At 66.3% G+C, this 23,597-nt stretch carries 25 protein-coding genes; 13 read left to right on the forward strand and 12 right to left on the reverse strand.

Annotated elements, in window-relative coordinates:
- Positions 1-246: 246 nt before the first annotated feature.
- Both FYJ92_RS04040 and fdhA read left to right on the forward strand, forming a co-directional pair.
- Positions 247-594 (forward strand): GNAT family N-acetyltransferase, encoded by a 348-nt coding sequence (locus FYJ92_RS04040; RefSeq protein WP_185262710.1) that lies wholly within the window; start codon positions 247-249, stop codon positions 592-594.
- A gap of 263 nt (positions 595-857) precedes the next feature.
- Positions 858-2,069 (forward strand): formaldehyde dehydrogenase, glutathione-independent, encoded by a 1,212-nt coding sequence (gene fdhA / locus FYJ92_RS04045; RefSeq protein WP_185262711.1) that lies wholly within the window; start codon positions 858-860, stop codon positions 2,067-2,069.
- Positions 2,070-2,193: 124 nt separating this feature from the next.
- Here the strand turns inward: fdhA and FYJ92_RS04050 are convergent, their stop codons facing one another.
- Positions 2,194-3,378: a metallophosphoesterase family protein gene (locus tag FYJ92_RS04050; RefSeq protein ID WP_185262712.1), complete on the reverse strand. Its 1,185-nt coding sequence runs from the start codon at positions 3,376-3,378 to the stop codon at positions 2,194-2,196.
- A gap of 154 nt (positions 3,379-3,532) precedes the next feature.
- On the opposite strand from FYJ92_RS04050, the gene FYJ92_RS04055 reads away from it, so the two are divergent.
- Positions 3,533-4,000 (forward strand): SRPBCC family protein, encoded by a 468-nt coding sequence (locus FYJ92_RS04055; protein WP_185262713.1) that lies wholly within the window; start codon positions 3,533-3,535, stop codon positions 3,998-4,000.
- Between the two features lie 254 nt (positions 4,001-4,254).
- Positions 4,255-4,578, forward strand: coding sequence for a hypothetical protein (locus FYJ92_RS04060; RefSeq protein ID WP_185262714.1), 324 nt, complete (start codon positions 4,255-4,257; stop codon positions 4,576-4,578).
- Positions 4,579-4,598: 20 nt separating this feature from the next.
- Here FYJ92_RS04060 and FYJ92_RS04065 read toward each other — a convergent pair whose 3' ends face one another.
- Positions 4,599-4,916, reverse strand: coding sequence for a hypothetical protein (locus FYJ92_RS04065; protein WP_185262715.1), 318 nt, complete (start codon positions 4,914-4,916; stop codon positions 4,599-4,601).
- A 157-nt stretch (positions 4,917-5,073) separates the two neighbouring features.
- Between FYJ92_RS04065 and FYJ92_RS04070 the strand changes: the two genes are divergently transcribed.
- On the forward strand, positions 5,074-5,403 hold the full coding sequence (locus FYJ92_RS04070) for a helix-turn-helix transcriptional regulator (RefSeq protein WP_255482297.1): 330 nt from the start codon (positions 5,074-5,076) through the stop codon (positions 5,401-5,403).
- 63 nt (positions 5,404-5,466) lie between these two features.
- Positions 5,467-6,369: a TIGR03086 family metal-binding protein gene (locus FYJ92_RS04075; protein WP_219729682.1), complete on the forward strand. Its 903-nt coding sequence runs from the start codon at positions 5,467-5,469 to the stop codon at positions 6,367-6,369.
- 158 nt (positions 6,370-6,527) lie between these two features.
- Here FYJ92_RS04075 and FYJ92_RS04080 read toward each other — a convergent pair whose 3' ends face one another.
- Entirely contained in the window at positions 6,528-7,655 is a 1,128-nt protein-coding gene (locus tag FYJ92_RS04080) for a glutamate--cysteine ligase (protein ID WP_255482298.1), read from the reverse strand.
- A gap of 380 nt (positions 7,656-8,035) precedes the next feature.
- Between FYJ92_RS04080 and FYJ92_RS04085 the strand changes: the two genes are divergently transcribed.
- The 5 genes from FYJ92_RS04085 to FYJ92_RS04105 all read left to right on the forward strand — a co-directional run bounded on the left by FYJ92_RS04085 (position 8,036) and on the right by FYJ92_RS04105 (position 10,888).
- On the forward strand, positions 8,036-8,431 hold the full coding sequence (locus tag FYJ92_RS04085; protein ID WP_185262718.1) for a VOC family protein: 396 nt from the start codon (positions 8,036-8,038) through the stop codon (positions 8,429-8,431).
- A gap of 217 nt (positions 8,432-8,648) precedes the next feature.
- On the forward strand, positions 8,649-9,152 hold the full coding sequence (locus FYJ92_RS04090; RefSeq protein ID WP_185262719.1) for a DinB family protein: 504 nt from the start codon (positions 8,649-8,651) through the stop codon (positions 9,150-9,152).
- A gap of 96 nt (positions 9,153-9,248) precedes the next feature.
- Positions 9,249-9,755: a GNAT family N-acetyltransferase gene (locus tag FYJ92_RS04095; protein WP_185262720.1), complete on the forward strand. Its 507-nt coding sequence runs from the start codon at positions 9,249-9,251 to the stop codon at positions 9,753-9,755.
- Complete coding sequence (locus FYJ92_RS04100) at positions 9,752-10,489, forward strand: hypothetical protein (RefSeq protein ID WP_185262721.1); 738 nt, start codon at positions 9,752-9,754, stop codon at positions 10,487-10,489. Before FYJ92_RS04095 ends, FYJ92_RS04100 begins: the two co-directional genes overlap by 4 nt.
- A 63-nt stretch (positions 10,490-10,552) precedes the next feature.
- On the forward strand, positions 10,553-10,888 hold the full coding sequence (locus FYJ92_RS04105) for a cupin domain-containing protein (RefSeq protein WP_185262722.1): 336 nt from the start codon (positions 10,553-10,555) through the stop codon (positions 10,886-10,888).
- Between the two features lie 248 nt (positions 10,889-11,136).
- Here FYJ92_RS04105 and FYJ92_RS04110 read toward each other — a convergent pair whose 3' ends face one another.
- From FYJ92_RS04110 to FYJ92_RS04135, 6 genes are all read right to left on the reverse strand, one after another.
- Positions 11,137-11,355 (reverse strand): hypothetical protein, encoded by a 219-nt coding sequence (locus tag FYJ92_RS04110; protein ID WP_185262723.1) that lies wholly within the window; start codon positions 11,353-11,355, stop codon positions 11,137-11,139.
- 84 nt (positions 11,356-11,439) lie between these two features.
- Positions 11,440-13,305: an allophanate hydrolase gene (gene atzF / locus FYJ92_RS04115; RefSeq protein WP_185262724.1), complete on the reverse strand. Its 1,866-nt coding sequence runs from the start codon at positions 13,303-13,305 to the stop codon at positions 11,440-11,442.
- Positions 13,302-17,048, reverse strand: coding sequence for an urea carboxylase (gene uca, locus FYJ92_RS04120; protein ID WP_185262725.1), 3,747 nt, complete (start codon positions 17,046-17,048; stop codon positions 13,302-13,304). Before uca ends, atzF begins: the two co-directional genes overlap by 4 nt.
- Positions 17,045-17,734 carry an urea amidolyase associated protein UAAP2 gene (locus FYJ92_RS04125; RefSeq protein ID WP_185262726.1) on the reverse strand — a complete coding sequence of 230 codons (690 nt, stop codon included), beginning with the start codon at positions 17,732-17,734 and terminating at the stop codon, positions 17,045-17,047. Before FYJ92_RS04125 ends, uca begins: the two co-directional genes overlap by 4 nt.
- A complete protein-coding gene (locus FYJ92_RS04130) occupies positions 17,731-18,606 on the reverse strand; it encodes an urea amidolyase associated protein UAAP1 (RefSeq protein ID WP_185262727.1) in 876 nt (291 codons plus the stop codon). The genes FYJ92_RS04125 and FYJ92_RS04130 overlap by 4 nt, the downstream gene beginning before the upstream one ends.
- A 56-nt stretch (positions 18,607-18,662) precedes the next feature.
- Positions 18,663-20,180 (reverse strand): amino acid permease, encoded by a 1,518-nt coding sequence (locus FYJ92_RS04135; protein WP_185262728.1) that lies wholly within the window; start codon positions 20,178-20,180, stop codon positions 18,663-18,665.
- A 227-nt stretch (positions 20,181-20,407) separates the two neighbouring features.
- Between FYJ92_RS04135 and FYJ92_RS04140 the strand changes: the two genes are divergently transcribed.
- Positions 20,408-21,079 carry a TetR/AcrR family transcriptional regulator gene (locus tag FYJ92_RS04140; protein WP_185262729.1) on the forward strand — a complete coding sequence of 224 codons (672 nt, stop codon included), beginning with the start codon at positions 20,408-20,410 and terminating at the stop codon, positions 21,077-21,079.
- 13 nt (positions 21,080-21,092) lie between these two features.
- Here the strand turns inward: FYJ92_RS04140 and FYJ92_RS04145 are convergent, their stop codons facing one another.
- The 3 genes from FYJ92_RS04145 to FYJ92_RS04155 all read right to left on the reverse strand — a co-directional run bounded on the left by FYJ92_RS04145 (position 21,093) and on the right by FYJ92_RS04155 (position 23,100).
- Complete coding sequence (locus tag FYJ92_RS04145; RefSeq protein ID WP_185262730.1) at positions 21,093-21,302, reverse strand: alpha/beta fold hydrolase; 210 nt, start codon at positions 21,300-21,302, stop codon at positions 21,093-21,095.
- A 95-nt stretch (positions 21,303-21,397) separates the two neighbouring features.
- On the reverse strand, positions 21,398-21,919 hold the full coding sequence (locus FYJ92_RS04150; protein ID WP_185262731.1) for a hypothetical protein: 522 nt from the start codon (positions 21,917-21,919) through the stop codon (positions 21,398-21,400).
- Entirely contained in the window at positions 21,916-23,100 is a 1,185-nt protein-coding gene (locus FYJ92_RS04155) for a serine/threonine-protein kinase (protein ID WP_185262732.1), read from the reverse strand. The genes FYJ92_RS04150 and FYJ92_RS04155 overlap by 4 nt, the downstream gene beginning before the upstream one ends.
- A gap of 199 nt (positions 23,101-23,299) precedes the next feature.
- On the opposite strand from FYJ92_RS04155, the gene FYJ92_RS04160 reads away from it, so the two are divergent.
- The gene (locus FYJ92_RS04160) at positions 23,300-23,581 is read left to right on the forward strand and encodes a hypothetical protein (protein WP_185262733.1); all 282 of its coding nucleotides are present in this window, start codon (positions 23,300-23,302) and stop codon (positions 23,579-23,581) included.
- The last annotated feature ends 16 nt before the right edge of the window (positions 23,582-23,597 follow it).

Below are 23,597 nucleotides of genomic sequence, written 5' to 3' on the forward strand. Positions count from 1 at the left end.
CTACGTTCCCGGTTTGCTGCTATTGGGCGGCAGGGGGAGTCCTGGCCCATAGCCCACGACACTACAAGGCTTGGGCCGCTGAGTCACCGACATGCCGCGGCGTCGCGGTTGGTTTCGATGACTGGCGGTCGCTCGAGATGGCCGAAGTATCGGTGGCTGCGCTCGATCTGGCCTTCTGGAGGGCGACGAAGTAACGGCGGGGGTGCCGGGGTTAAGCTGAAGCGAAAGCCGAACTGAGGAGATCCCATGCAGGATGTCACCATCCGCCACACCCCGGAGCGGCAGCGCTTCGAAGTGCTGACCGGCGGGAACGTTATTGGTAAAGCCGTGTACAAGGAGTACGACGCCGGCGGCTCACCGCAGCGGATTTTCTACCACACGGTGATCGACGAGGAATACGGCGGTCAGGGGCTCGCGGGGAAGCTCGTCAAGGCGGCGCTCGGTGAAACGGTTGGCGAGGGTCGAGCCATCGTCCCGGTCTGCCCGTTCATCAAGAAGTACCTCCGCAAGCATCCGGAGTATGCGGATGCCGCGGTGGCTACTACGCCGGCGCACCTGGAATTCTTGGACGCCGCTTCGGCTGCCCGGGCCTGATCCGGGCGCGGCGGTGGCGTAACCCCGCCCGGCACTGAACCGGCCCTCGCGTGACCCCGGTCTGGCAGGCGCAGAAAACATTAGGGCTCGTGACCCTAGACCCCGAGGAGCAGCCGTGCCTAGACTGACCGGACCCCCGACGTCAGGAAAACATCCAACTGCTCAAGCAACGGGCAGGCCCTGCACGTGGGGGATCCATTGCAGCACTTCACAACTCACGGCTGCCTCACGAAGGCGCGCCGTGCCGACGCGAGGAGAGCATGATGACAGGGAACAAAGCCGTTGCCTACAAGGAGCCCGGCAAGGTCGAGCTGATCGACATCGACTATCCAACCTTCGAACTGAAAGACGGACCGGGCGTGAACCCCGCGAACGTGGGGCGGGCGGTCAACCACGGGGTAATCCTGAAGACCGTGGCCACCAACATCTGCGGATCGGACCAGCACATGGTCCGTGGGCGTACCACTGCCCCGGCCAACCTGGTGCTCGGGCACGAGATTACCGGCGAGGTAGTGGAGGTGGGCCGCGACGTCGAGTTCATTAAAGTCGGAGACCTCTGTTCGGTTCCATTTAATATCGCCTGCGGCCGGTGCCGGAACTGCAAGGAACGCAAGACAGGCATCTGCCTGAACGTGAACCCGGACCGCCCGGGCAGCGCCTACGGGTACGTGGACATGGGTGGCTGGGTGGGTGGCCAGGCGAATTACGTGCTGGTGCCGTACGCCGACTGGAACCTGCTGAAGTTCCCGGACAAGGACCGGGCCATGGAGAAAATCCTTGACCTGGCCATGCTGTCGGACATTTTCCCCACCGGCTTCCACGGGGCCGTTTCCGCCGGGGTAGGCGTCGGTTCCACGGTGTATGTGGCCGGCGCGGGTCCTGTTGGCCTCGCAGCGGCTACCAGCGCGCATCTGCTCGGTGCCGCCGTCGTGATTGTGGGGGACCTGAACGAGGACCGGTTGGCAAGGGCACGCAGCTTTGGCTGTGAAACGGTGGATCTGACCAAGGGAGACCCGGCGGAGCAGATCGAACAGATCCTGGGTGTGCCGGAGGTGGACTGTGGCGTGGACGCCGTGGGCTTTGAGGCGCGCGGTCACGGCCACGACGCCAAGGAGGCGCCCGCCACGGTGCTGAATTCGCTGATGGACATCACCGCCGCCGGTGGTGCCCTGGGCATCCCGGGCCTGTACGTCACCGGCGATCCGGGCGGAATTGACGAGGCTGCCAAGACTGGTTCGCTCAGCCTCAGCCTGGGTACCGGATGGGCGAAGTCGCTCAGCTTCACTACCGGCCAGTGCCCGGTGATGAAGTACAACCGCCAGTTGATGATGGCCATCCTGAACGACAAGGTGAACATCGCCAAGAACGTCAACGCCAAGGCGATCACCCTTGAAGAGGCGCCCAAGGGCTACGCCGAGTTCGACGCCGGCGCGGCCACGAAGTACGTCCTCAACCCGAACGGATACCTCAGCTGAGCCCCTGCCGGGTTTGACACGGCGGCGGTGCGGCTGCGCCGGGTGACCGGGCGGCGGGCAATTCACCCCAGCGGCGGTGCCTCCTTCAAATGGAGGCACCGCCGCTATCAGGCGCAGGTCAGCGCTAGAGTTGCCGCGGATCCAACGGCTGCGGAACGATCGGCTGGTCGTTGGCCATCAGATCTATGCCCAGGTCCTTTGCGAAGACCAGCCGGGTCTCCTTGTAGATTCCTTGGTGGTTCTCATCCAGCTCGAAGACCCGTGCCCCGCGCAAACGGTTCCGTTCGGCGCCGGCGAGCCCGTAGGCGCCGAATCCGGTGCCGGGCGAGTAACCGAGCTGCACACCGTAGTAGTTGCCCACGTACGTGTTGACGTGGTCGTGGCCCACAAAATAGCCCAGGACGTCCCCCCGCTCCAGGAAGGCGTTGAACAGGCCGGAGTTGATGGGACCGGGGCACTCGTCCTCGTTCCGTTCACCGATGATGTTGTGCTTCGTGAGGGCCCGGGCGTGATCCGCGTCTGTCCGCGAGTCGAGGCTGGCGAACCACATGTTGCGGTGCTCGTGGAGCGCAATGTGGCCCCACATCAGGGAGGGGACCTTCTTGCCGTACTTTTGCTCGGTAGCGATCGACAGATTGCGGTACCAGGTGACCTGGTCCATGCGTACCCAGTCCCAGTCCGGGTAGCCTTCGAAGTCCTGTCCGCTGATGGCGTCCGGGGCATACCGGCCGGTGTCCATGAGCCACAGGCCGAAGGCCGGCGCCTTGGACTTGGCGGACTGAACGAGCAGCAGCGAGTTTGATGTCCCGGTCAGGCCCGGCGTGGAGTCGCCGTTCATATTGAAGTCGTAGGTTTGGAGGAACTGCAGCATCCTGGCCTCGGTCATGCCGGTCCGTGCCACGGAATCCTCGTCGTGGTTGCCGAACGTGACGGCCCACGGGATCTGCCGTCGCTCCATGGGCTGGACCACGTGGTTGAGTGCCTGCTTGACCTCCAGCTCGGAGTCGCAGCCGCCGTTGATCACATCGCCGTTGATCACGACAAAGTCCGGCTTCTCCGCGTCCAGGGTCTTGTCCATGAGCTCGATCGTGCGGCGGTCCGTCTGCTCGTCGTCCTGGGTGTCGTTGAACTGGACCACCTTGAAACCGCCGTCTGGCCGGAATGCGAGGGCGGGCTTGGGTGCCTTCGCACCCGGCGCTGCGCTGCTTCCGGCCGCTGCCGCCACTGCGAGTCCCAGTGCGCCAAGAGTCCCGGCGGCCGTCAGCGCGGCCCTCCGGCTGAGGTTGTGCTGGTGGAGTCCGGTGGTCATAGTTGCCTCTTTCACTGGTGCGGCCGCACTTCCGGCCGTGGATCCTGCGACTGTAGGCCGGCCGGGTAGCGGGCTCCGGAACGGGTGGTGAACACAAGAACTGTTGCCCCTCCGGGCTGGCGGATTCACCGGCCCTTCCGCCTATGATTGCGGCATGTCAACTTACGAAGTCACTCGCAGTGCCCTTATTCCTGCGCCTGCGGAAGACGTGTTTCCGCTGGTCAACAGCTTTCTCGAGTGGACCAAATGGTCGCCGTGGGAGAACGTGGATCCGGAATTGAACCGTTCGTATTCGGGCAGTGACGCCGGTGTGGGGGCCAAGTATGCCTGGAGCGGCAACCGCAAAGCAGGCAGCGGCAACATGGAGATTGTCGAGTCCGAGTTCCCCCGGAGTATCAAGGTCCGCCTTGAGTTCACAAAGCCGTTCAAGGCTGTGAATCCCACTACGTTGACGTTCACACCGGCCGACGGCGGTACCCAGGTCACGTGGCGGATGACCGGCGAGAACAAGGGACTCGCGAAGGTTTTTGCCCTGTTCATGAACATGGACAAGATGGTCGGCGGCGATTTCGAGCGTGGGCTGGCTGCACTCTCGGCCGCCGCGACGGCCAACAAGGCCTGACCCGAGCTCGACCTGGCGGGGCTGGCGCCGGTGCCCTGCAGCCCGTGCCCTGCAGCCGGTGCGCTGGCGCCGGCGGTGCCCGCGGAGCGGCGACGGTGTCCCGGTCCGTGAGGATGAACGACTCGTCCGGTGTGGCCGGGGCACCCCGACGTATTGCAAGGGCACGGCCCCGCGGCAATGCGGCTCCCGGAGGAGGGCCCGACGTCGGCCGCTCACCCATGGTGATCGCCCCGGCGCACGCCTATGGTGAGGGTATGTCTGACTCCTTTTCGTCCTTTGTGGACACCTTCAAAAACATCGGCGTCACCAAGGCGTATGGCCCAGCCGTCCAGGTGGGCGGGGAGGAAATCGTCCCGGTTGCCCTGGTGTCGTTCGGGTTCGGGGGAGGCGGCGAAGCTGGCGACGGTGCCTCCGGCGGGGGTGGCGGCGGGATGGTGCTGCCGTTGGGGGCGTACCGGAGCGTGGGCGGCCGGGCGTCGTTCCGTCCCAACACCGTGGTCACCCTGCTGTGCCTGGTTCCGGTGATCCTGGCGGCCGGCGCAGCCGCGGGCCGGGCCATCCGCGCCGCGCGGTCATAGCGGCACCCGCCGCTAAGTCACTAGCCGGACGCGCGCCGGTTGCGAGCCTGGCGCGCCAGCCGGATGAACCCGTACACAAAGACGGCCTCGATCAGCGCCATCAGCCCGAGCAGCAGCCACTGGCCCTGGGCGATGAAGACCACGGCGCCGGTGAGGACCAGAGTTGTGCCGAGCGCCAGCGCGTACACGGCGAAGCCGAGGGCCACTTTGGCGCTGCGCACACCCGTCCGAAAGCCAAAACCCACGGGTTCGCCGCCGGGATGACCGGCCACGCGGTCCGGGACTGCGGGCTTGAGCCGGTCGAATTCCGCCCAGGGGTCCGGGTCCTGATTGCTCATGCTTCCATTATCCCGCGGTTCCCGAACCACCACCCCCTGTTGCTCTATCACGTACGGCTGCTAAACCATGGTTTTGGGGACCACAAGTGGCAGAGCAAACCAGGGGAGACTCGTCGGTGCCTTGCTTAATACGTTAGTCTCCACTAACGTATCCAGAGTGCCCGACCTTCTCGAAACTGCCGCGGAACCGAACAGGCGCCGCCTGCTCCAACTGCTGGCCCGGGGCGAGCAGTCCGTCACGGAACTGGCGTCCAACTTTCCCGTCAGCCGGTCTGCGATCTCCCAGCACCTGCTGCTGCTGGCCGGCGTCGGTCTGGTACGTGCCAGGAAGGACGGCCGCAACCGGTACTACAGTCTCGACTCCGGGGGAATGCGGCGTCTAAGGGAATCCCTGGACATTTTCTGGACCGACGAACTGGATTCACTGGTGGCCGAGGCCACCGCCCTGCAGCATCCAAACCTGAAGGAGAACCCTGATGACCATTGACAAATCCGTCTTCATTCCGGTCGACCCGGACACTGCTTTGCCCTGATCACCCGGCCGGAGCGGTTGCGGCGCTGGCTGGCCGTCGCGGCGCGCGTGGACCTGCGCGTTGGTGGAGAGTACCGCTGGACCACCACACCGGGGCACTCCGTCGCGGGCACGTTCACGGAGATCGAACCCGGCAAGCGCGTCGTCTCCACCTGGGACTGGGTGGGGTCCACGGCCCCCGCCGGCGATGCGTCCACGGTCACCATCACACTGGACAGTGTCGACGGCGGGACCAACGTCCGCCTCGTCCACGAGGGCCTCAGCCCCGAAGCCGCAGCCGGCCTCACCGAGGGGTGGAACCATTACTTCGAACGCCTGGCCACGCTGGCCACTACGGACGACGCCGGCGCGGACGATTGGGCGGCGGCTCCGGATCCGATCAATGAACTCATCAGCGCCGAGGCAAAACTCGCCATCGTCCAGCGCGTCCTGCGGACCCTGACACCTGCCGGTGCGGACAAGCCGACGCCCTGCGGGGACTTCACCGTTGCCGGGCTCGTGGAACACCTGGTGGGCTCCATTACGGGAATCGGCAAGGCCCTGGGCGTCGCCATCGTCGATCAGCCGGATGCTGCGCCGGAGGTCCGCGTCGCGGACGCCGCCCAGCCCACGCTCGAAGCGTTCCAGGTCCGCGGCCTGGAGGGAACCATCGACATGGGCTTCGCGGAAGTGCCGGCCTCCGTGGTGGCCAACATCCTTAACCTGGAATTCCTGGTCCACGCCTGGGACTTCGCAACGGCCACCGGCCAGGAACTGGAAGTTTCGCCGGTGCTGTCCGGCTACGTCCTGGGCTTGGCGCGAAATACCATCAGCCCGCAGATGCGCGGCAGGAGCTTCGCCGATGAAACCCTGGTGGAAGAATCGGCGGCGAGCATGGACCGGCTGGTGGCGTTCACCGGCCGGCAGGTCATGGCCAACTGATCGCCGAGGGAAAGCCACGGCGCACGCAGAAAACGCAACGACCATCAGCCGGGCACCGGAAGACGTCTACGCGTTCCTGGCGGTCGTCTCATCGCTGGCGACTATGAGGTCACCGTCGCGAGGCCAGGGGCTCCCGATTGCTCTATCGGTTTTGGTCGCTAAACCACGCGGTTGGGGACCAGAAGTGATAGGTCATCCGGGGTGCTCGGTTCGTAGAAGGCCGGCTCCTGGTGCGTAATGACGACGGCGTCGCTCACCACGTCAGCCAGCCTGCCGTGGCGGGCGTAGGCCTGCCGCTGCAGTTTGGCGCCGGTTCCGTTGCTGAAGATCCGGTGCAGGGATGCCTCGACGTAGGCTTCGTCGCCCGCCTCCACCAGGGCGTCGCGGACATGGTTATGGAGCGCGGCGATGACCTTGCGTGCGGACTCCGGCTTGTGGGTCAGCGGGTTCAGCAGGTCTCCCTGGATTCCCCACCGGCTGGCCAGCCAGGAACCTTGGCGCAGGATGATGGCCGAAACCATGTCCGGCCCCTGACCGGATTGCCATTCCCGGGCCGCGGTCTCCACCAGACCCCGGACCAGGGCGGCGATCAGGACGGTGTCGCGGGGGTCGAGGCAGACATCGGATACCCGGATCTCTACGGTGGGGTGGCGGGCGGAGAGGCGGGCGTCAAAATCAGGGTTGTTGATTACTCCCGTGCCGGCCAGGTCCGCCACGCGCTGGTGGTAGGCCTGGGCCGAGCCGAAGATTTCAGTCGGGCCGGCTGAGGACCACCGGTTCCAGGCCTGGGTGCGGTAGCTGGCATAGCCGCTGTCAGCGCCGTCCCAGAACGGCGAGTTGGAGGTCAACGCCATCAGTGGCGGCAGCCAGGACCTGATGCGGTCCAGGATGGCGACGCCTTCCTCGTCAGAGTCAACGGAGACATGGACGTGGCAGCCGCAGGTCAGCTGCTCACGGGCCGTAACAGCAAACTTTTCCAGCAGCGCATCATAGCGGGCGTTGCTGGTGGAATGGGGTGTCACCGCCAGCGGGGACGTGGCGAGGGCGGCGATCCTGGCGCCCGCTTTCCGGGCAAGCGAGTCCGCGAGAGCGCGGCCGGACAGTATCTCGGCGGAGAGCCCGCTCAGGGTGCTGTGCGGGTGGGTGATCACCTCGATCTGTTCCTGGTGAAGCTCGACGGCGAGCATCGGGTGCGTGAAAAGGTCCGCCGGTTCGCCCGGGTCCTGGAGACGCAGCAGGTCTGCGGCCAGGGGCAGGGGACTGCCGTTGGAGGGATCAACGATCAAAAATTCTTCTTCTACACCAAAAGTACGCACTAGCTAAGTGTGCGGCACCAAAAGCAGCCCCAGATCCACACTTGTTCCAGGCCTCCGTGGGGACATCCGTGAAGGAACGGCGAAGGCACCGTGGCGGCATCCGGGAGGGCCGCCTGAAGCAGTTGAAATCCCCTATATCCGCGGGTGCCCTTTCAGTTCCATAATGGCCACATAAGCTTCGGGGACCCTCGTGCCGATGATGGCTGGCGCGGCTCAGGAGAGTCCCAGGTGGCCGCTCCGGCACTTGGCGCAACGGGCGGCCACGCGGCACCGGACAACGATGTTCCGGAGCCGCCCCCGGGGGGAGAGCATCGCCACCAACGCGAAAGCAAGGCACAAAGGAAATCATCATGCTCAAGGATTCAACCATCATGGCTGTCCTCGCTGCCAAGGACATCAACAGGGCGAAGGGTTTCTATCGGGACAAGCTGGGCCTGGAACCGTCCGATTCCATGGAGGACGGCAGCGTGTATTACAGCGCCGGCAACGGAACCGGTTTCCTGATCTACCAGACAGAGAATGCCGGGACGGCCAAGAACACCCAGATGGGCTGGGAAACGGACAACCTCGAAGGCGAGATGGAGGAGCTGCGGGGCCGCGGCGTCGTCTTTGAAGACTACGATTTCCCCGGCCTGAAGACGGAGAACGGCGTTGCCGACAATGACTGGGGGAAGTCCGCCTGGTTCCTCGACAGCGAAGGGAACATTCTCAACATTTCCCAGCGCACGTCGCCAGCGGCAGGCTGATTGGCGCAGGGCTGATTGGCGCGCGAGGGGCCGCACCTGCCGCGAAGGTACGTGCGGCCCCTGGCACGCCACGCTAAGGACGCGCCACGCTAAGGAATCGACGCGGTTCGCCGCCCCAGCGCGGATGGTTAAGGGTTCTATTATCCCGTCCTATCCGGCGATGGGGCGATCGTGTAAGCATGGGGCTCAGTGAAAATGGCACGTCGAGGAGGACCTGATGAAATCCAACGAACTGCTGCTGGACACCTTCGGCCGGATCAGGGAGACGGTGGAGGCCACTCTTGAAGGGCTCGACGACGGGTCGCTGGCTAAGCGGCCGGCGGGCACAGGAAACTCTATTGCATGGCTGATCTGGCATCTCGCCCGCGTGGAGGACGCGCAGGTGGGCTCCGCCGCTGGCCTGGACCAGGTTTGGACGGCACAGGACTTTGCCAGCCGTTTTGGCCTGCCGCTGACAGACCGGGACACTGGCTACGGTCACTCGACCCACCAGGTCGACGCGGTGCGGGCCCGGCCGGAACTTCTCCTTGAGTACTACGACGCCGTCCACCGGCAGACCAGGGGTTTCCTGGAGACACTTACCGATGAGGACTTGGACCGCATCGTTGACAAACGTTGGGATCCGCCCGTTACCCTCGGCGTGCGGCTGGTCAGCACCATTGCCGATTGCCTCCAGCACGTGGGGCAGGCCGCGTACGCCAAAGGGTTGAACGCCGAGTAGGGAGAGGGCGGCTTCCCAGCATCAGGCCACCCTGACCAAGGCCGGCTGGCTGCAGAAAACGGGCTGGGTCAAGTAGCAGGTGGCTACGCTGGGGCCATGGACTTTCTCATCAGGCAGGCCACCCCCGAGGATGCTGAAGCCTTGGTGCACATGCACACCCTGGCCCACGAGGAGACCTATGGGGACCGGCTGTCAGCGGAATTCTTCCGCACGCGGAGGGCCAGCATTCCCGAACGGGTGGAACGTCGTCGGCCATATCTGGCCGGCAGCGACCCGCGGATCATCGCCGTGGACGTCAACAATGGGGTAGTGGGTCTCGCCGACTCGGGTCCTGGACGGGATGAGGACGGCCCGGAGGCGCTGGAGCTGTATTCGCTGTACACGCTCCGGCGGACGCACGGCAGCGGGCTGGGGGCCGCGTTGCTGTGTGCGGCGATCGGTGAGAGTCCGGCATATCTTTGGGTGCTGGAGAACAATCCCCGGGCACAGGCCTTCTACGTCAAACACGGCTTTCGGTTTGACGGCGGGCGCGGGCAGCTGCCACCCAAGTGGGAGGAGCTGCCCGAGATCCGCATGGTCCGTCCGGCGAGGGGCGAGCAGTGATCATGCGGACGGGGTCACTGCCGGATAAGGGGTTACTACCGCGCTGGGCCAGGATCGCCGTCGTCGTTTATCTGTCCGCGACGGTTGCCATAGTTGGTGTTGCCCTTGTCGCCGGCTCCTTCGACCTGGATCTGGATGAGACGGTCCGGGAGTGGCTGATGCGGTTCTTGGTGATCCTGACGCTGCCCGTTTCGGCTGCGTATTTCGCCGTGGGCTTCCTCTTTGATTCCTCGGGTCCGCCGGCGTCGGGCGGGTTGCGGCCGACGGCGGTTTTTTACTATCTGGGGCACCTCGCCCTTGCGGTGGTCAACGCAGCGATCTTCCGGTGGATGGTCCTGAGCATCCGGAGGCCCGTTCCGGCCGCCGCAACAGCAGTTGCGCCTTCCGCTGTGCCAGTTGCTGTGCCTCAGGCTCCGGTGGTGACATTTCACGGGGTCACCCGGAACGTCCGGAACCTTTGGTGGACGGTGCCCCTCGCTGTTCTGCTGAGCCTTCCGCAGTGGTTCGTGGCGGGATTTGCCTGGTGCGGGATCAGCGGCTGCAGCGGCGGAGGTTTCGGGGTGTATACCGGGGCCGAATGGTTGGCGGTCACGATGACCGTTGTGAACGGGTTCGTTTTCGCGGTGGCCGTGTTCGCAGTCCGCTGGCTGTATCCCACAGGGAGGCGCGCCCTCATTGCCTTGGCGACCGGAGCGCTGTTCGGGCTTTTGGGTGCTGCGGTGACGCACGGCTAGCGCCGCCGAAACGAAGGATGAACGGCACTCGGCAAGGCCGGGAATCGTAGGTACGGTTGCGTCATGCAAAAGATATCGATTGAGGCTCTGGCCCGCCAGCAGATCGCTGCCGCCGTTGCGGCTCCCAGCGGACGGGCAGCCGACACAGCGTTCGGCGGGCATGAGAAAAGTCTGCGCCAGACTGTCATGGCCTTCCGTGCCGGCACGCAGCTCAGCGAGCACCAGAACCCCGGCGAGGCCACGGTCTACGTGCTGAAGGGGTCGGTCTGGCTGAGGGCGGGCGGGGAGTCCTGGCAGGGCAAAGCGGGGGATCTCCTGATCGTGCCGGACGGGCTGCACAGCCTGGAAGCGGAAGAAGACTCGGCGGTGCTGTTCACAGTGGTCAAGACGGACCGCTAGAGAACTCTCGCGGGAGGCTGGAGCTGGCCTGCGAGGGAGCGGCCCACCGTGGGGCCGGTGGAGTGCAGGCGCGGAGCAGTCGCGGGGGTCGTCAAGAGGTAGGTGACGCCGGGGCATTCCGTGGGGCCTGCCGTGTCATTGGCAGCCTTGGCCTGTTTGCGCGGGTTGGAGCTCGCGGTAGACAGTGGCGCGTGAGACGTCGCAGCGTCCTGTCGCTTAGGTCCGGGCAAATCTCCGCACCGCAGCAATCAGACGGCGTTGGACGAACCGACGGCCGGAGACTGAATCACTCCACCCTCTAATTGGGCATTTTCCGGCATCGCGTACGCGGCGTCACCGGGGAGCAGCCACCAATATTGGCGCTCCGCATCGCCTGCCGCGTTCGTTGGACCAGTCACCGGACGACTAAGGCAAGACCTGAAACAAATTTTTCGCCACCAGCTGGTTATCTTCTTCTGATCGTTCATTCCACTCCTGTCAGAGCCGGGGAATCTGAATATGGGTTTGTGATCTGTGGGCCAGCCTGGAGGGTTCCTGTAATCCGAGCATTGCTACCCGCGTATGGTCTTTGACTGGCGACCACGGGTGAACCCGGTCAGGAGCGAGTCCCGGAGGCTTTCGCGGGCGTCTTGCCCAGGGACCTCCAATCCGGTCGCATCGGCCGCCATTGCAGCGATCCAGTCGCCGTGGCTTGTGATGTCCCGGCCAGTGGCGGCAGCCACAGCGTCGCAGGCGAAGCCGACAGCGCGAGTACCGTCTGCCAGACGAACGGAACCCAGGAGCATTGGCTCGGGCAGCGCGGCCAGGAACCGTCCCAGCGCCGCTTCCGGCAGCAGCCAGCGCTCTGCCACGAGCTCCGCCCCGTCCTCTGACCGGTACACCCCGGGTTTCGGTGGCTGGGTGTCGAGGGCAACCATGCGGTAGACGGCGGCCGTGCGCACATCCCCGTCCCAGGCGGCACCTAAGGATTCGAGTTCGTGGGCCAGGGGCTGCCCCCGTCGATGTGCCCCAACCACGACGAGCGGCTCAGCGGAGGCGCCCGCCCGCACCGGCCATGGTTTCAAGGGGCCGGCCAGGGGCGCCTGGACGGCTCCGGCCGCGAACAGGGCCGGTGGGGCAGGCGTTGTTTCGATTCTGCGGGCGATGTCAGCGGCAACCGCATCCTCGAACGTTCGCCCCACAACGGTGAGTCCGAACTGGAAGCCGTCCAATTCCCCGGCCGGTATGGCGACAGCGCACAGGTCGAAGAGATTGCAGAAGTTGGTGTAGGTCCCCATCTTCGAGTTCACTCCGACAGGGTCGCGGGCGACGTCCGAGAGGCTCGGGTGGAAAGGTGCTGTGGGGACGATCAGTGCATCGAAGCCCCGCAAGTGCGCCATTGCCTGGTTCTTGAGGTCGTTGAGCCTGCCGGTATCCGAAACGTACCGGTGGGCAGGGACCTCGCCAGCCCGGAGGACAATTCCGGCCACGGTGGGATCCAACCCGTCAGAATTGCCGGAGTCCGCGGTAGCCGAGGCAACAAATGCTCCGATTGCGGCATAGCGCTCAGCCACCAGACCGCCGTCATACAGCAGGCGCGCGGCCTCAAGGAAGTCGTTGAACTCGATCGGCTCCGCATCCACTCCCGAAGCCTGAATCCTGGCAATCTGGCGGCCGAATTCATCAGCCCAATCTTGCGGAAGTTCCGGCAATGCCGATGGATAGGCAACTCGTGGCCGGGCCGGTGCGGCAAGCTTGGCGTCCGACGGCCAGGTTCGTGCGTTCCCCGCCATGGTTCCCATGGCCAGTTCGGCTGTCGCCAGGTCCCGGGCGAACACGGTGACGGCGTCCCACGAGCGGCACGCCGGAACTACTCCGGCGGTGGAAACCACGTTGAGTGTGGCCTTGATGCCCACAATCCCCTGAAGTCCGGCGGGTACCCGTCCCGAGCCTGCGGTGTCCGTGCCGATCGCAACATCGGCGAGCCCCAGGGCCACTGCGACGGCGGAGCCTGAACTGGAACCGCCGGAAATATGGTCGGGCCGGCGGGAATCGCGGACGGCTCCGTGTGGGCTTCGCGTCCCTACCAGCCCGGTGGCGAACTGGTCCAGGTTGGTGGCGCCGAGAACCACGGCCCCGGCCGCCCGCAGCCGGGCTACGGCCTCGGCGTCCTGCTCCGGCATGTAGGCGAACCCGGGACATGCCGCCGTGGTGCTGATCCCCGCCACGTCAACGTTGTTCTTCACGGCAAGGAGCATTCCGGCCAGGGGGAGGTCCGCGCCGGCGGCCACTGCAGTGTCGATACGGCCGGCCTCCGCCAGGAGCTGATCCGCCGGGCGCAGGGCAATCCAAATTTCCGGCCGGTCGACGGCGTCAATGGCGGCCAGTGCTGCTCTCACACGCTCGGTGGCGCATCGGCTTGCGGGTACGGTGCTCATGCTGCAGCCTCTTCCAGTTCGTCGCTGTCCACATCGGAGTGCCCGGTTGCGTTCTGGTCCACCGGTGGAGCAATGACCACGAGAGCCTCGCCTTGCACTACCTGGGAACCTGCCACAGGCAGTACCTGCTGGACCACGCCGTCGCACGGGGCAACCAGCACCGTTTCCATTTTCATGGCCTCCAGCGAAACCAGCGGCTGGTCTTTGGAGACCCGGTCACCGGGGGCCACGTCCACCTTCCACACGCTCGCGGCGAAAGGCGAGGCAACCAGCGTTCCTCCCTCGGGAACCACCAGCTCTTCAGCGACCGGAACTATGGCGGCTGCTGCGTCGGCGCGGTCAAACTCACCGGCGTCGGCCCACGCTTGGCGTTCGACGGCGAACGCTGCCGCCTGCTTCGCGCGGAACGCGTCGATCGAGTCGCTGTTCCGGGCAAGGAAGTCCTCATGGTCCGCCAAGGAGAAGGTGCCCTCTTCGATCTCCACTCCGCGGCCCCGGCCCGCGGCCATGTCGGCCCGCAGGTCCAACAGTTCTTCGGGGCTGACCGGGTACCAGGAGATGCGGTCAAAGAACCGCAGCAGCCAGGGCGAACCGGCCTCGAACGGCGCGGAATCGGCGTAACGGGACCAGACCTGGGTGGTCCGGCCGACGAATTGGTAGCCCCCGGGTCCTTCCATGCCGTAGATGCACATGTAGGCTCCACCAATTCCCACGGCGTTTTCCGGTGTCCAGGTCCGGGCGGGGTTGTATTTGGTGGTCACCAGACGGTGGCGGGGGTCCAGCGGTGTAGCTACCGGGGCGCCAAGATAGACATCGCCAAGGCCGAGGACCAGGTATTCGGCGTTGAAGACCGTGTCAAAGACCTCGTTCACAGAGTCCAGGCCGTTGATGCGCCTGATGAATTCGATATTCCACGGGCACCAGGGGGCGTCGTCCCGGACACCGGCCATGTAGCGCTGGATGGCTTCGCGCGTGGCCGGGTCATCCCAGGACAGCGGAAGACGGACGGTGCGGCTGGGCACCACCAGCTCTGAACTTGCCGGCAGGGCAGCCTCGACTTCCTGCATCAGGCCCAACAGCTTCGGGGTCGGAAGCACCGAAGGGTCGGCCTTGATCTGCAGGGAACGGATGCCGGGGGTGAGGTCAACGATCCCAGGCAAGCGGAGCCCTGCAATGTGCTGGTGCAGGGCGTGCACACGGGCCCTCAGGCTGAGATCAAGGACCATGTCGCCATATTCGACCAGCAGGTTGTCGTCCCCCGAGCGGCGATACGTGACAGCAGGCCGGCCAGGGGCCTGGGGCACCCGTCCCAGCACGCCGTCGTCGCCATCTCCTCGACGGAGACCGGGGGCTGACACCGCCCCGGATGCCCAGCCGTGATCGCCGGGCAGCACCAACTGCCGGGCGGGACCCAGATCCTTGGCCGACGGCGCCCGGTTGGCTTCTACCGGCACGAAGCGGACGGAGTCGCCGGGGCGGAGCTGGCCCAGCTTCCAGCGGTCGGCCGTCACCACGGTCACAGGGCAGACGAAGCCGCCCAGGCTGGGACCGTCCGGTCCCAGCAGGATCGGAGTGTCACCGGTGAAGTCCAGGGCACCTACCGAATAGGCAGTGTCGTGAATATTTGACGGGTGCAGTCCCGCCTCGCCGCCGTCAGTGCGGGCCCACCGCGGTTTGGGGCCGATGAGGCGGACCCCCGTGCGGGCTGAGTTGAAGTGCACTTCGTAACTGGCGGCGTAAAGATCCTCGATGTCCTCGCGCTGGAAGAACTCGGGTGCGCCGTGCGGGCCTTCCACCACAGTCAACTCCCACTCGGACGTCAATACCGGCCTGCTGTCCAGGGGAACCGGGCCGGCCGGGGCCTCTACCGGCCGGCCAGCCGGCAACGAACCTTCAACGGTCCCGGGTGTCCCGGCCCGCAGCACGTCGCCGGACCTGAGTACGCGCCCGCCGTGTCCGCCGAACTGGCCCAGGGTGAAGGTGGACGCGCTGCCCAGGTATTGCGGAACGTCGAGTCCGCCCTGGAACAGGATGTAGCCGCGGAGGCCGGACCCGTCAGCGGTGCCGACGTCGAGGGTGCCACCCGCGGGCACTGTCACCGGTTCCCAGGCGGGAACTTTTGCTCCGTCCACGGTGAGCATGGTGGGGGCGCCTGCGACGCACACCGTTGTGGCATGCGTGAACGTCAGGGTGGGCCCCGTCATGGTGAACTCGAGCCCGGGTGCGCCTTCGGCGTTGCCGAGTGCCCGGTTGCCGAGCCGGAAGGACAGATCATCCATCGGGCCGCTGGGCGGAACGCCTACCTGCCACAACCCTGCACGGCCCGGCCAGTCCTGCACCGAGGTCTGCAGCCCGGGCCGTCCCACGGTGATCCGCGGTTCCGGATCGCCCAGGTCATTCAGGGTGCCGGTGGAGTGGGCCGCGTCGCGGACCACGTCCAGGGCCGTGACGGCCCTGAGCATCCCGAGGTTCGTCTCGATGCCGTCGATCCGGGTGGCCTTCAGTGCTGCGCCGAGCCGGTCGAAGGCCTGGTTCCGGTCCGTGCCGGTGGTGATGATTTTGGCCAGGAGCGGATCGTAGTTGGTGGACACCTCGCTGCCGGTTTCCACCCAGGCGTCCACCCGCACCCCATCTGTGACGGGGTAGACGGCGTTGGTCACCGTTCCGGAACTCGGCTGGAAGTTGCGCGCCGGGTCCTCGGCATAAAGGCGGGCTTCGACGGCGTACCCGGATACCGGGATGCTGTCCGGACGCCCGGCCAGCAGACCGGCTGCCTCCTCGCCGCCCTGGGCCAGCCGAAGCATCCATGCCACCAGGTCCACGCCCGTGACAGCCTCTGTCACGGGGTGTTCAACCTGGAGCCGGGCGTTGACCTCAAGGAATGAGGCCTCCTTCCGGACGGGGTCGTAGACGAACTCCACGGTCCCGGCCGAGCGGTAGTCCAGCGACCCGCAGAGTGCCCGCGAACTGCGGTGCAGTTCATCCCGGAGGGCCTCGGGCAGATCGGGTGCGGGCGCTTCCTCCAGCACCTTTTGGTGGCGGCGCTGAAGTGAGCAGTCCCGGTCACCCAGGCTCACCACCCGGCCATCGCCGTCACCGAAGATCTGGACTTCCACATGCCGGGCATGTTCAACGTATCGTTCGGCGAAAACGCCGGCGGTGCTGAAGCTCGCGCCGGCCAGGCGGGCCACGCGTGGGAAGCTTTCGGCGAGCTCGTCCTCGGTGCGGCATACCGTCATCCCGATGCCGCCGCCACCGCCTGTGGCTTTGAGCATAAGCGGGAATCCGATCTCCCGTGCGGCCAGCACGGCAGCGTCCACGTCCGGAAGCAGGCCGGATCCGGCGATCATCGGCACGCCGGCGGCCCTGGCGGCGTCGCGCGCGGTGTGCTTGGTGCCGAAGATCCGGAGCTGGTCCGGTGTGGGCCCCACGAAAACCAGCCCGGCGGCCTCCACAGCTTCGGCGAAGCCGGCGTCCTCCGAGAGGAATCCGTAGCCGGGGTGGATGGCCCCGGCCCCTGTTGCCGCGGCCGCATCCAGCAGGGCCTCGACTTTAAGGTAGGAATCCTTGGCCGGCGCCGGGCCCAGAAGCACGGCCTCATCCGCCAGCCTGACGTGGCGGGCGCCCCGGTCCGCCTCGGAGAACACGGCCACGGTGCGCAAGCCGATCTTCCGGGCGGATTCGATGATGCGGCAGGCGATTTCGCCGCGGTTGGCGATCAGCAGGGTGTCGAAGCGGTTCACAGGGCAGCGTCCGGGCGGGTGACGATCATGCGGACCGGCGTGGGATTGAACCCGTTGCACGGATTGTTGATCTGAGGGCAGTTGGAAACCAGCACCAGGGTGTCCACTTCAGCCCGGAGGGCCACCCGTTTCCCCGGGGCGGAGAGACCGTCCACGATCCCGAGGGCTCCGTCCGGATCAACGGGAACGTTCATGAACCAGTTGATGTTGGAGACCAGGTCACGCTTACCGAGTCCCCAGCGCGAACCTTCGATCAGGAAGTTCTCCACGCAGGCATGCTGTTCACGGGTGTGCTGCCCGTAGCGCAGCGTGTTGGATTCCTGCGAGCAGGCCCCGCCGATGGTGTCGTGCACGCCAACTTCATCCGCCACCACCGTCATCATCGGCAGGCCGGCGTCGGACCGGAGCACCGAGCCGGTGGTCAGCACGATGGAGCGCTGTGCGGCGAGGGTGACAGACGCGGAGTAGCGCACCTCCGTGTCGTCTGCCGCGTAGAGCAGGCAGTCCACCGCCTGGTTGCCTTCCAGGTCCACGATGGTCAGGACGTCCCCGGCGGCCACGACGGCGGACCAGGGTCCGCGTGCTTCGACGTATTCATCCAGGATGACTGCGCCGTCCGCGAGCGCCGCGTCCCTGGCAGTCGCGGCGGCGGTCGGGGGTGTCAGGGTTTCAGTGGCGGTGTTCATCGGGCGTTCCTTGCAGTGAGGTCATGTTCGGTGTTATTCAGGGCCTGACGGTGTTCGGGGGTCAGCGGCCCGGTCAGGAGCCCTTCCGCAAGCAGCCTGAGGTCTTCCGGGGCGTGCCAGGCGAGGACGTCCACGGCGGTTCCGGTGAAGGCCGGCCGCGGATCCAGCGGGTGGGAGGTATTGGCCAGGAGCACCACGGCGTCCATGTGCAGCAGGATTTCGACGGCGGCACCGGAGCCGGCGGCCCCCGTGAACTGGATGCTGCCGTCCGGGTCAACCCGGATGCCCTTGAACAGCGAGAGCGACGGCGCCACGTCCCGTGCGCCCAGCCCCTGCTTCAGCGCGGCCAGGGTCAGCAGTTCCCGCCCGGCAGGCGAGCTGCTGTGCACCGTCCCGGCGCCGTAGCGGGAAGTGTTCCCCGCCAGCGTGGTGGTACCGGTCAGGGCGTCGTGGCGAGCGGAGGTGTCGGCCACGATCGTGCCCATCAGCCGGCCGGAGTCGGACAGCAGCGGGTGTCCCGCGGTGGGGTAGGCCTGCCACGGAACCTTGACGGTGTCCGCCACATTAAGCCGTTCATGCAGTGCCCCGCTCCGGTAGAGCAGGACGTGGACGCAGGCATCGCCGCCGGTGTCGGTAAGCCGTAGGCGGGTGCCGCGGGCCAGCGGCAGCGCCGTGTAGCGTCCGAAGGCCACGGACTCGGCCCAGCTCAGGCCTTCCTTGGCGGTCCCGGACAGGTTTGCTGTCAGCGATGCCGGGGCGGAGACGGCTGGGACGTGCCGCATGGTGTGGGCCGTGCGGCCGTGCTGCTCCCGGGCGTGCGCGCGGGCTCCAGCGGTGGTGGCCGTGGCTGGTGTTTCGGTGGTCTGCGTCATGTCAATCCTAGAGTGGGGCGTGGGCCTGCACGGGAGTGTGGTCAAGCGGCGGAGGGTCAGGCTTCGGTGCGGCTGGCCGGGCGGGCGGCTGAGCGCCGGATCCAGAGTCCGAGGACGAGCACGATGCCAACCATCAACGGCGCGGAGTAGAGGAGGATGCCGTTTTCGCCGGTGGGGTCGTAGACCTCGGGCCGCGGCCAGGCGAGATTGACCACCATTACGGCGCCGTAGATCACAGCGAGGATGTTGATGGGCAGGCCCCAGCGTCCCAGTGAGAACAGCCCGGCCGGCATGGTCTGGCCCACCTGATCCCAGTCGCCGCGGAGCCGGTTGAGGAGCTGCGGCACGGTGACCAGGAGGTAGGCGACGTACACCATGACGATGCAGACACTGGTGAGGGTGGTGAAGAGGGCGGCGTTGCCGACGTTGATGGCGAGCACACCAACGGCCAGGGCTCCGATGGCGATGGAGGGCCACATCGGAGTGCCGCGGGTGGGGTGGACGGAGGAGAGCAGGGCGGAGGCGGGGAGTTTGCCGTCCCGCGCCATGGAGAACACCAGGCGCGATCCGGCCGTCTGGATGGCGAGGGTGCAGACGAAGATGGCCACGGCCACGTCCACCAGGAGCACTTTGCCCCAGAAGGTGCCGAGGACGGCGGTCAGCACGTAGGGCAGGCCCTCGGTGGCGAGCCGGCCGTCGTCGAGGCTGGGGGCGGCCATCAGCGCAGTCACGATCATCAGCGCCCCGCCGATGCCGGAGATGATGAGGGCCGAGAGGATGGTGCGGGGTGCTGTGCGCCGGGGGGACTTTGTCTCCTCGGAGAGCTCGCCCGCGGAGTTGAAGCCCACCATGACGTAGGCGGCCATCAGGCCCGAGACCATAAACGCGCCCACAGCGCCGAGGTCGGATCCCGCCATGACGGTGGTGTCCATCACGACGTCGGGTCCGCGCTGGGCGGCGGTGATAAGCGCCAGGATCACGGCGACGACGCCGACGATTTCGCAGGTCACGCCCACCGAGTTCACGTGGGCCATCAGCTTGACGCCCAGGGAGTTGATCACGGTGGTGACCACCAGCAGTACGGCTCCGAGGACGACGGCGTTCGCCGCGCCGGTGGTGGTGTTCAGTGCGGGGTCGCCGCCCACCAGTTGGAATCCGTCCCAGAGCTGGGGCAGTACCACCTGCATGGCGATGGCCGCTGCGGCGGCGGTGACCACCTGCGCCAGGGCCATGAACCAGCCGGCGAACCAGCCCACCGTCTCGCCGCCCACCCGCCGGGCCCACTGGTAGACCGCCCCGGAGAGCGGGTAGCGTGCGGCGAGCTCCGCGAAGTTCAGGGCCACCAGCAGCTGGCCGAGCAGCACCACCGGCCAGGTCCAGAAGAACGCCGGACCGGCAAAGGAGTACCCGAACGCGAAGAGTTGGAAGATGGTGGTCAAGATGGAAACGAAGGAGAAGCCTGCCGCGAAGGAGGCATACCGGCCCAGCTTGCGGTGCAGGGACGGCTCGTAGCCAAGCGACGTGAGATCGGCATCATCGGTCTGGGCGGATGAGGGAAGAACAGTAGATGTCATCGGAATCTCCGGGGCTGGGACGGCGTTTGGGGGTTGATCCGTTCCGGCACATGCAGCGCTGGGACCAACACTGCGGAATACCGGTCACTTGATAGTTTTCCAGCCGCAGATCCCGATTTCGTGTCGCCCGTGTAAAAGGTGGATTACGGACTATTTCCGTTGCGTTTCGCCGATCTCACCGCGCCGCGGCGGCGCGCCGGGTCCCGCCGGGGTGCAAGAATGATGCCGTGACAACCACCGGCCCGGGGCGCCCCCGCAAGCAGCAGCCGTCCCGTCCGGGGGCCAATGCCCGAGAGGAAATCCTCGACGCCGCCGCCGAGCTCTTCACCACGCAGGGTTATGCCAACACCTCAACACGCGCCATCGCAGAGGCCGTGGGGATCCGCCAGTCATCGCTCTACCACCACTTCGGCACCAAGGACGACATTCTTGAGGTGCTGCTGGCGGCCACGGTGGCCAGCGGCCTCGATTTTGCCCGTATCGTCTGTGCGGCGAATGATGGCGAGCCCATATCTGCTGGGGCCCGGCTGCACGCCGTCGCACTGTTCGACGGCACCCAGCTGTGTAACGCCCGGTGGAACCTCGGCGTGCTCTATAACTTGCCGGAGGCGCGCAGCGAAAGATTCAGCAGCTTCATTCGGGACAGAACGGAGCTCCGGGCACTGTATCAACGCCTCGGCGCGGCGCTCCCCGAGAACGGCTGGACCGCCACCGGCCAGAACGGAGATCTGGCCTTTCGACTTGTGGAGACCCTCGTCAACCTCCGCGCAGACGGACTATCCACACCGGAATCCCCCCTCCAGGCCGCCGACGCCGGCATTGTCCTCAGCGGCCTGGGCACCCACTTAGCCGCAATCCGGGCACGGAGCGCGGCGCTCATCGCGGATTTCAAAGCCTAGAAAAAGGCCGCACTCACCTGAGCGAGGCGAGGAACGCCGTCGTATCTTCTGCCACCTGCTCCGGACACTCCCACAGCACCAGGTGCGCCACCTCGGGGTAGACCTTCAGAATGGAACCGGGGATCCGGGCGGCCAGGGTTTCCTGATCGGCGCGTGGCAGCATGCCGTCCCCGGCGCCCCACAGGATCAGGGAGATGAACTCGGCTTCCCGCTGCAACATCATCCCGCTGCCCTCGCTCGTTTGCCCCGTTTCCCCATACCCTTCATGTTTCCGCGGTGTTCTACCGCACGCAAGGAACCGTGACGGACGGCAAATACTCAGCCGTTCTTATTTTTGCCTTTGCCCTCGCCTTTTGCCGGTGCGGGTGCAGGGGCTGGTACAGGTGCCGGCACGACGGGCGCTGTGTATTCCTGGGCGGCCTGCGCGGCGGCTTCCGCGTCGGCCTTGGTCTTCGCCGCTTCTGCCGCGGCAGCCGCTGCTTCGTCAGCTGCTTTCGCTGCCGCTGCGGCGGCTTCTGCGGCGGCTTGGAGGTCGGCCCTGACAGCGCTGATGCTGGTCACGATGCTCCGGCGCCGTTCCTCGGAAACCTGACCGCTGCCGGCTGCGGACGCCACGTCCGTTTCCAGGCTGTCCAGCGATTTGAGCGCGGCCGTGTAATCGGTTGCAGCCGCTGCCTGGCTCACGCCGAGCACGAGTTCCTGGAGCTTTTGGGCGGTATCGCGCTGCAGGCCTGTACCGGCCGGGCCGCAGCCAGCGAGCGACGCCGCCAGCATCACGGTGGCGGCAAGGCCGGCTCCCCGGGCTCCCGCGCGCCTGCCCCTGGAATGGAGGCGGGTCATGGTTCCACACTCTTCTGCAGTTCCAGGAGGTGGTCGCCCAGCGGGCCACTCACGGCAGGGTAAGTCACGACGCCGGATGTGGTCTCTGGCGCCTGGCCCGCTGTCAGTGCCGCGGCCCCGCCCGCCAGCGCGAGAACAACCGGGATGGCCACTACCCAGAGCCGCGCCTTCTGTCCGGAACGGAACGACTTCCGCCGTCGCGTTCCCCGAGGGTCGCCGCGCTGATCGGCACCCGGCGCGGGCCTTGTCTGGGCTGTGACGGACGGCGTCCTGAACGGCATGGCCGGCAGCACACGCGTGGTTTCCGGTGCTAGTTCACCGGGAGTGGACGTCGGCGAGACAAGGGCCTGCCGCAGCACCGTCTCGACGTCCGCTGCTGCAGGGCGTTCCAACGGCTCGATTGCCGTCATGGCGCGGATCAGGTCGGCCCACTCGGCGGGGAGATCCGTGGGGATGCTGGGCGCGCGGTGCAGCCTGGCCACGGCGGACTCCACAGCGCTGCCGGGGAATTCCATCGTCTGTTTGATGCATTCGAGCAGGACCAGCCCCAGGGAATAGATGTCTGTGGCAGGGGTGAGGGGGGAGCCCACGGCCTGTTCGGGGCTGAGGTACGCCGCGGTGCCTACCATTGCTCCAGTTGCGGTCAGGCGGGTTGCGTCGGCGATTCGTGCTATGCCGAAGTCGGCCACCTTGGCCCGCAGTGGCTCCCCGGGCCGGGTCTGCACCAAGAGGATGTTTCCCGGCTTGATATCGCGGTGGAGGACGCCAAGGCCGTGGACATAGGCGAGTGCGTCAGCGATGCCGGCGCCTATGACGGCGAGCTCGTCCAGTGGGATCCCGCTGTGCCTGATCCGGCTGCGCAGATCCTGTCCCTCCACCAGTTCCATCGTCAGGAAGGGGCGGGGCTCATCCGGGATGCGTGCGTCAACGCCGACATCGAACAATGTCACGAGGCTGGGATGGTTCAGCGTTGCCAGCAGCGTGATCTCAGCTTGCTGGCGTTTCAACTCGTCTGCGTCCGGGGCCTGGGGTGCGAATAGCTTCAACGCCACGTCCCGGCCCAGATTCTCGTCCCGCGCGCAGTAGACGGACGACATGCCGCCGCGGCCGATCACCTCGCCCAGCCGATAACGTCCGCCCAGCACTTCAGTCCTGCTGGAGCGGCGCAATTCCGCCACCATATCCGTTCCTCCCGGTGCGCTGCGGCACTGTTACCTTAAATCATAAGGCAACTTACTATGTTCGGGCGCTTCTTCGAATCACGGCAGCTCGAAGGACGACCAATCCTTTACGAACGTGGCTACGAATAGCGTCCGAAGCGATGTATCCCGCCCGGGTGAGGCGCTGTCAAGAACGATTCCGGTAGGCGAAAGGTTCCCGATGACCGACTTGAAGTACACCCGCTTCCTTGCCGAATGCATCACCGTCGAGGCGGACGATGCTTCCGGGCTGACCGAAGACAAAATGTACGGTGTCTACGTCAGCTGGTGCTTCCTGAACGGGCTCAATCCCGGTGCGCAGCGTGTGTTCTGGGCCGCGATGGCGCAGAGCGGGCACCATCAGCGCCGGCTCCGCGCAGGCCGCTACTTCAGGCCGGGGCTGGGCATGACCGGCCCGGCGGCCGTGGATTACATCCTGTCGAGCCAGCCGAGCCTGGTCTGACCGTCCTGTCGAAGAG

The organism is Pseudarthrobacter sp. NBSH8, assembly GCF_014217545.1.
In the GTDB taxonomy this organism is placed as follows: Bacteria; Actinomycetota; Actinomycetes; order Actinomycetales; family Micrococcaceae; genus Arthrobacter.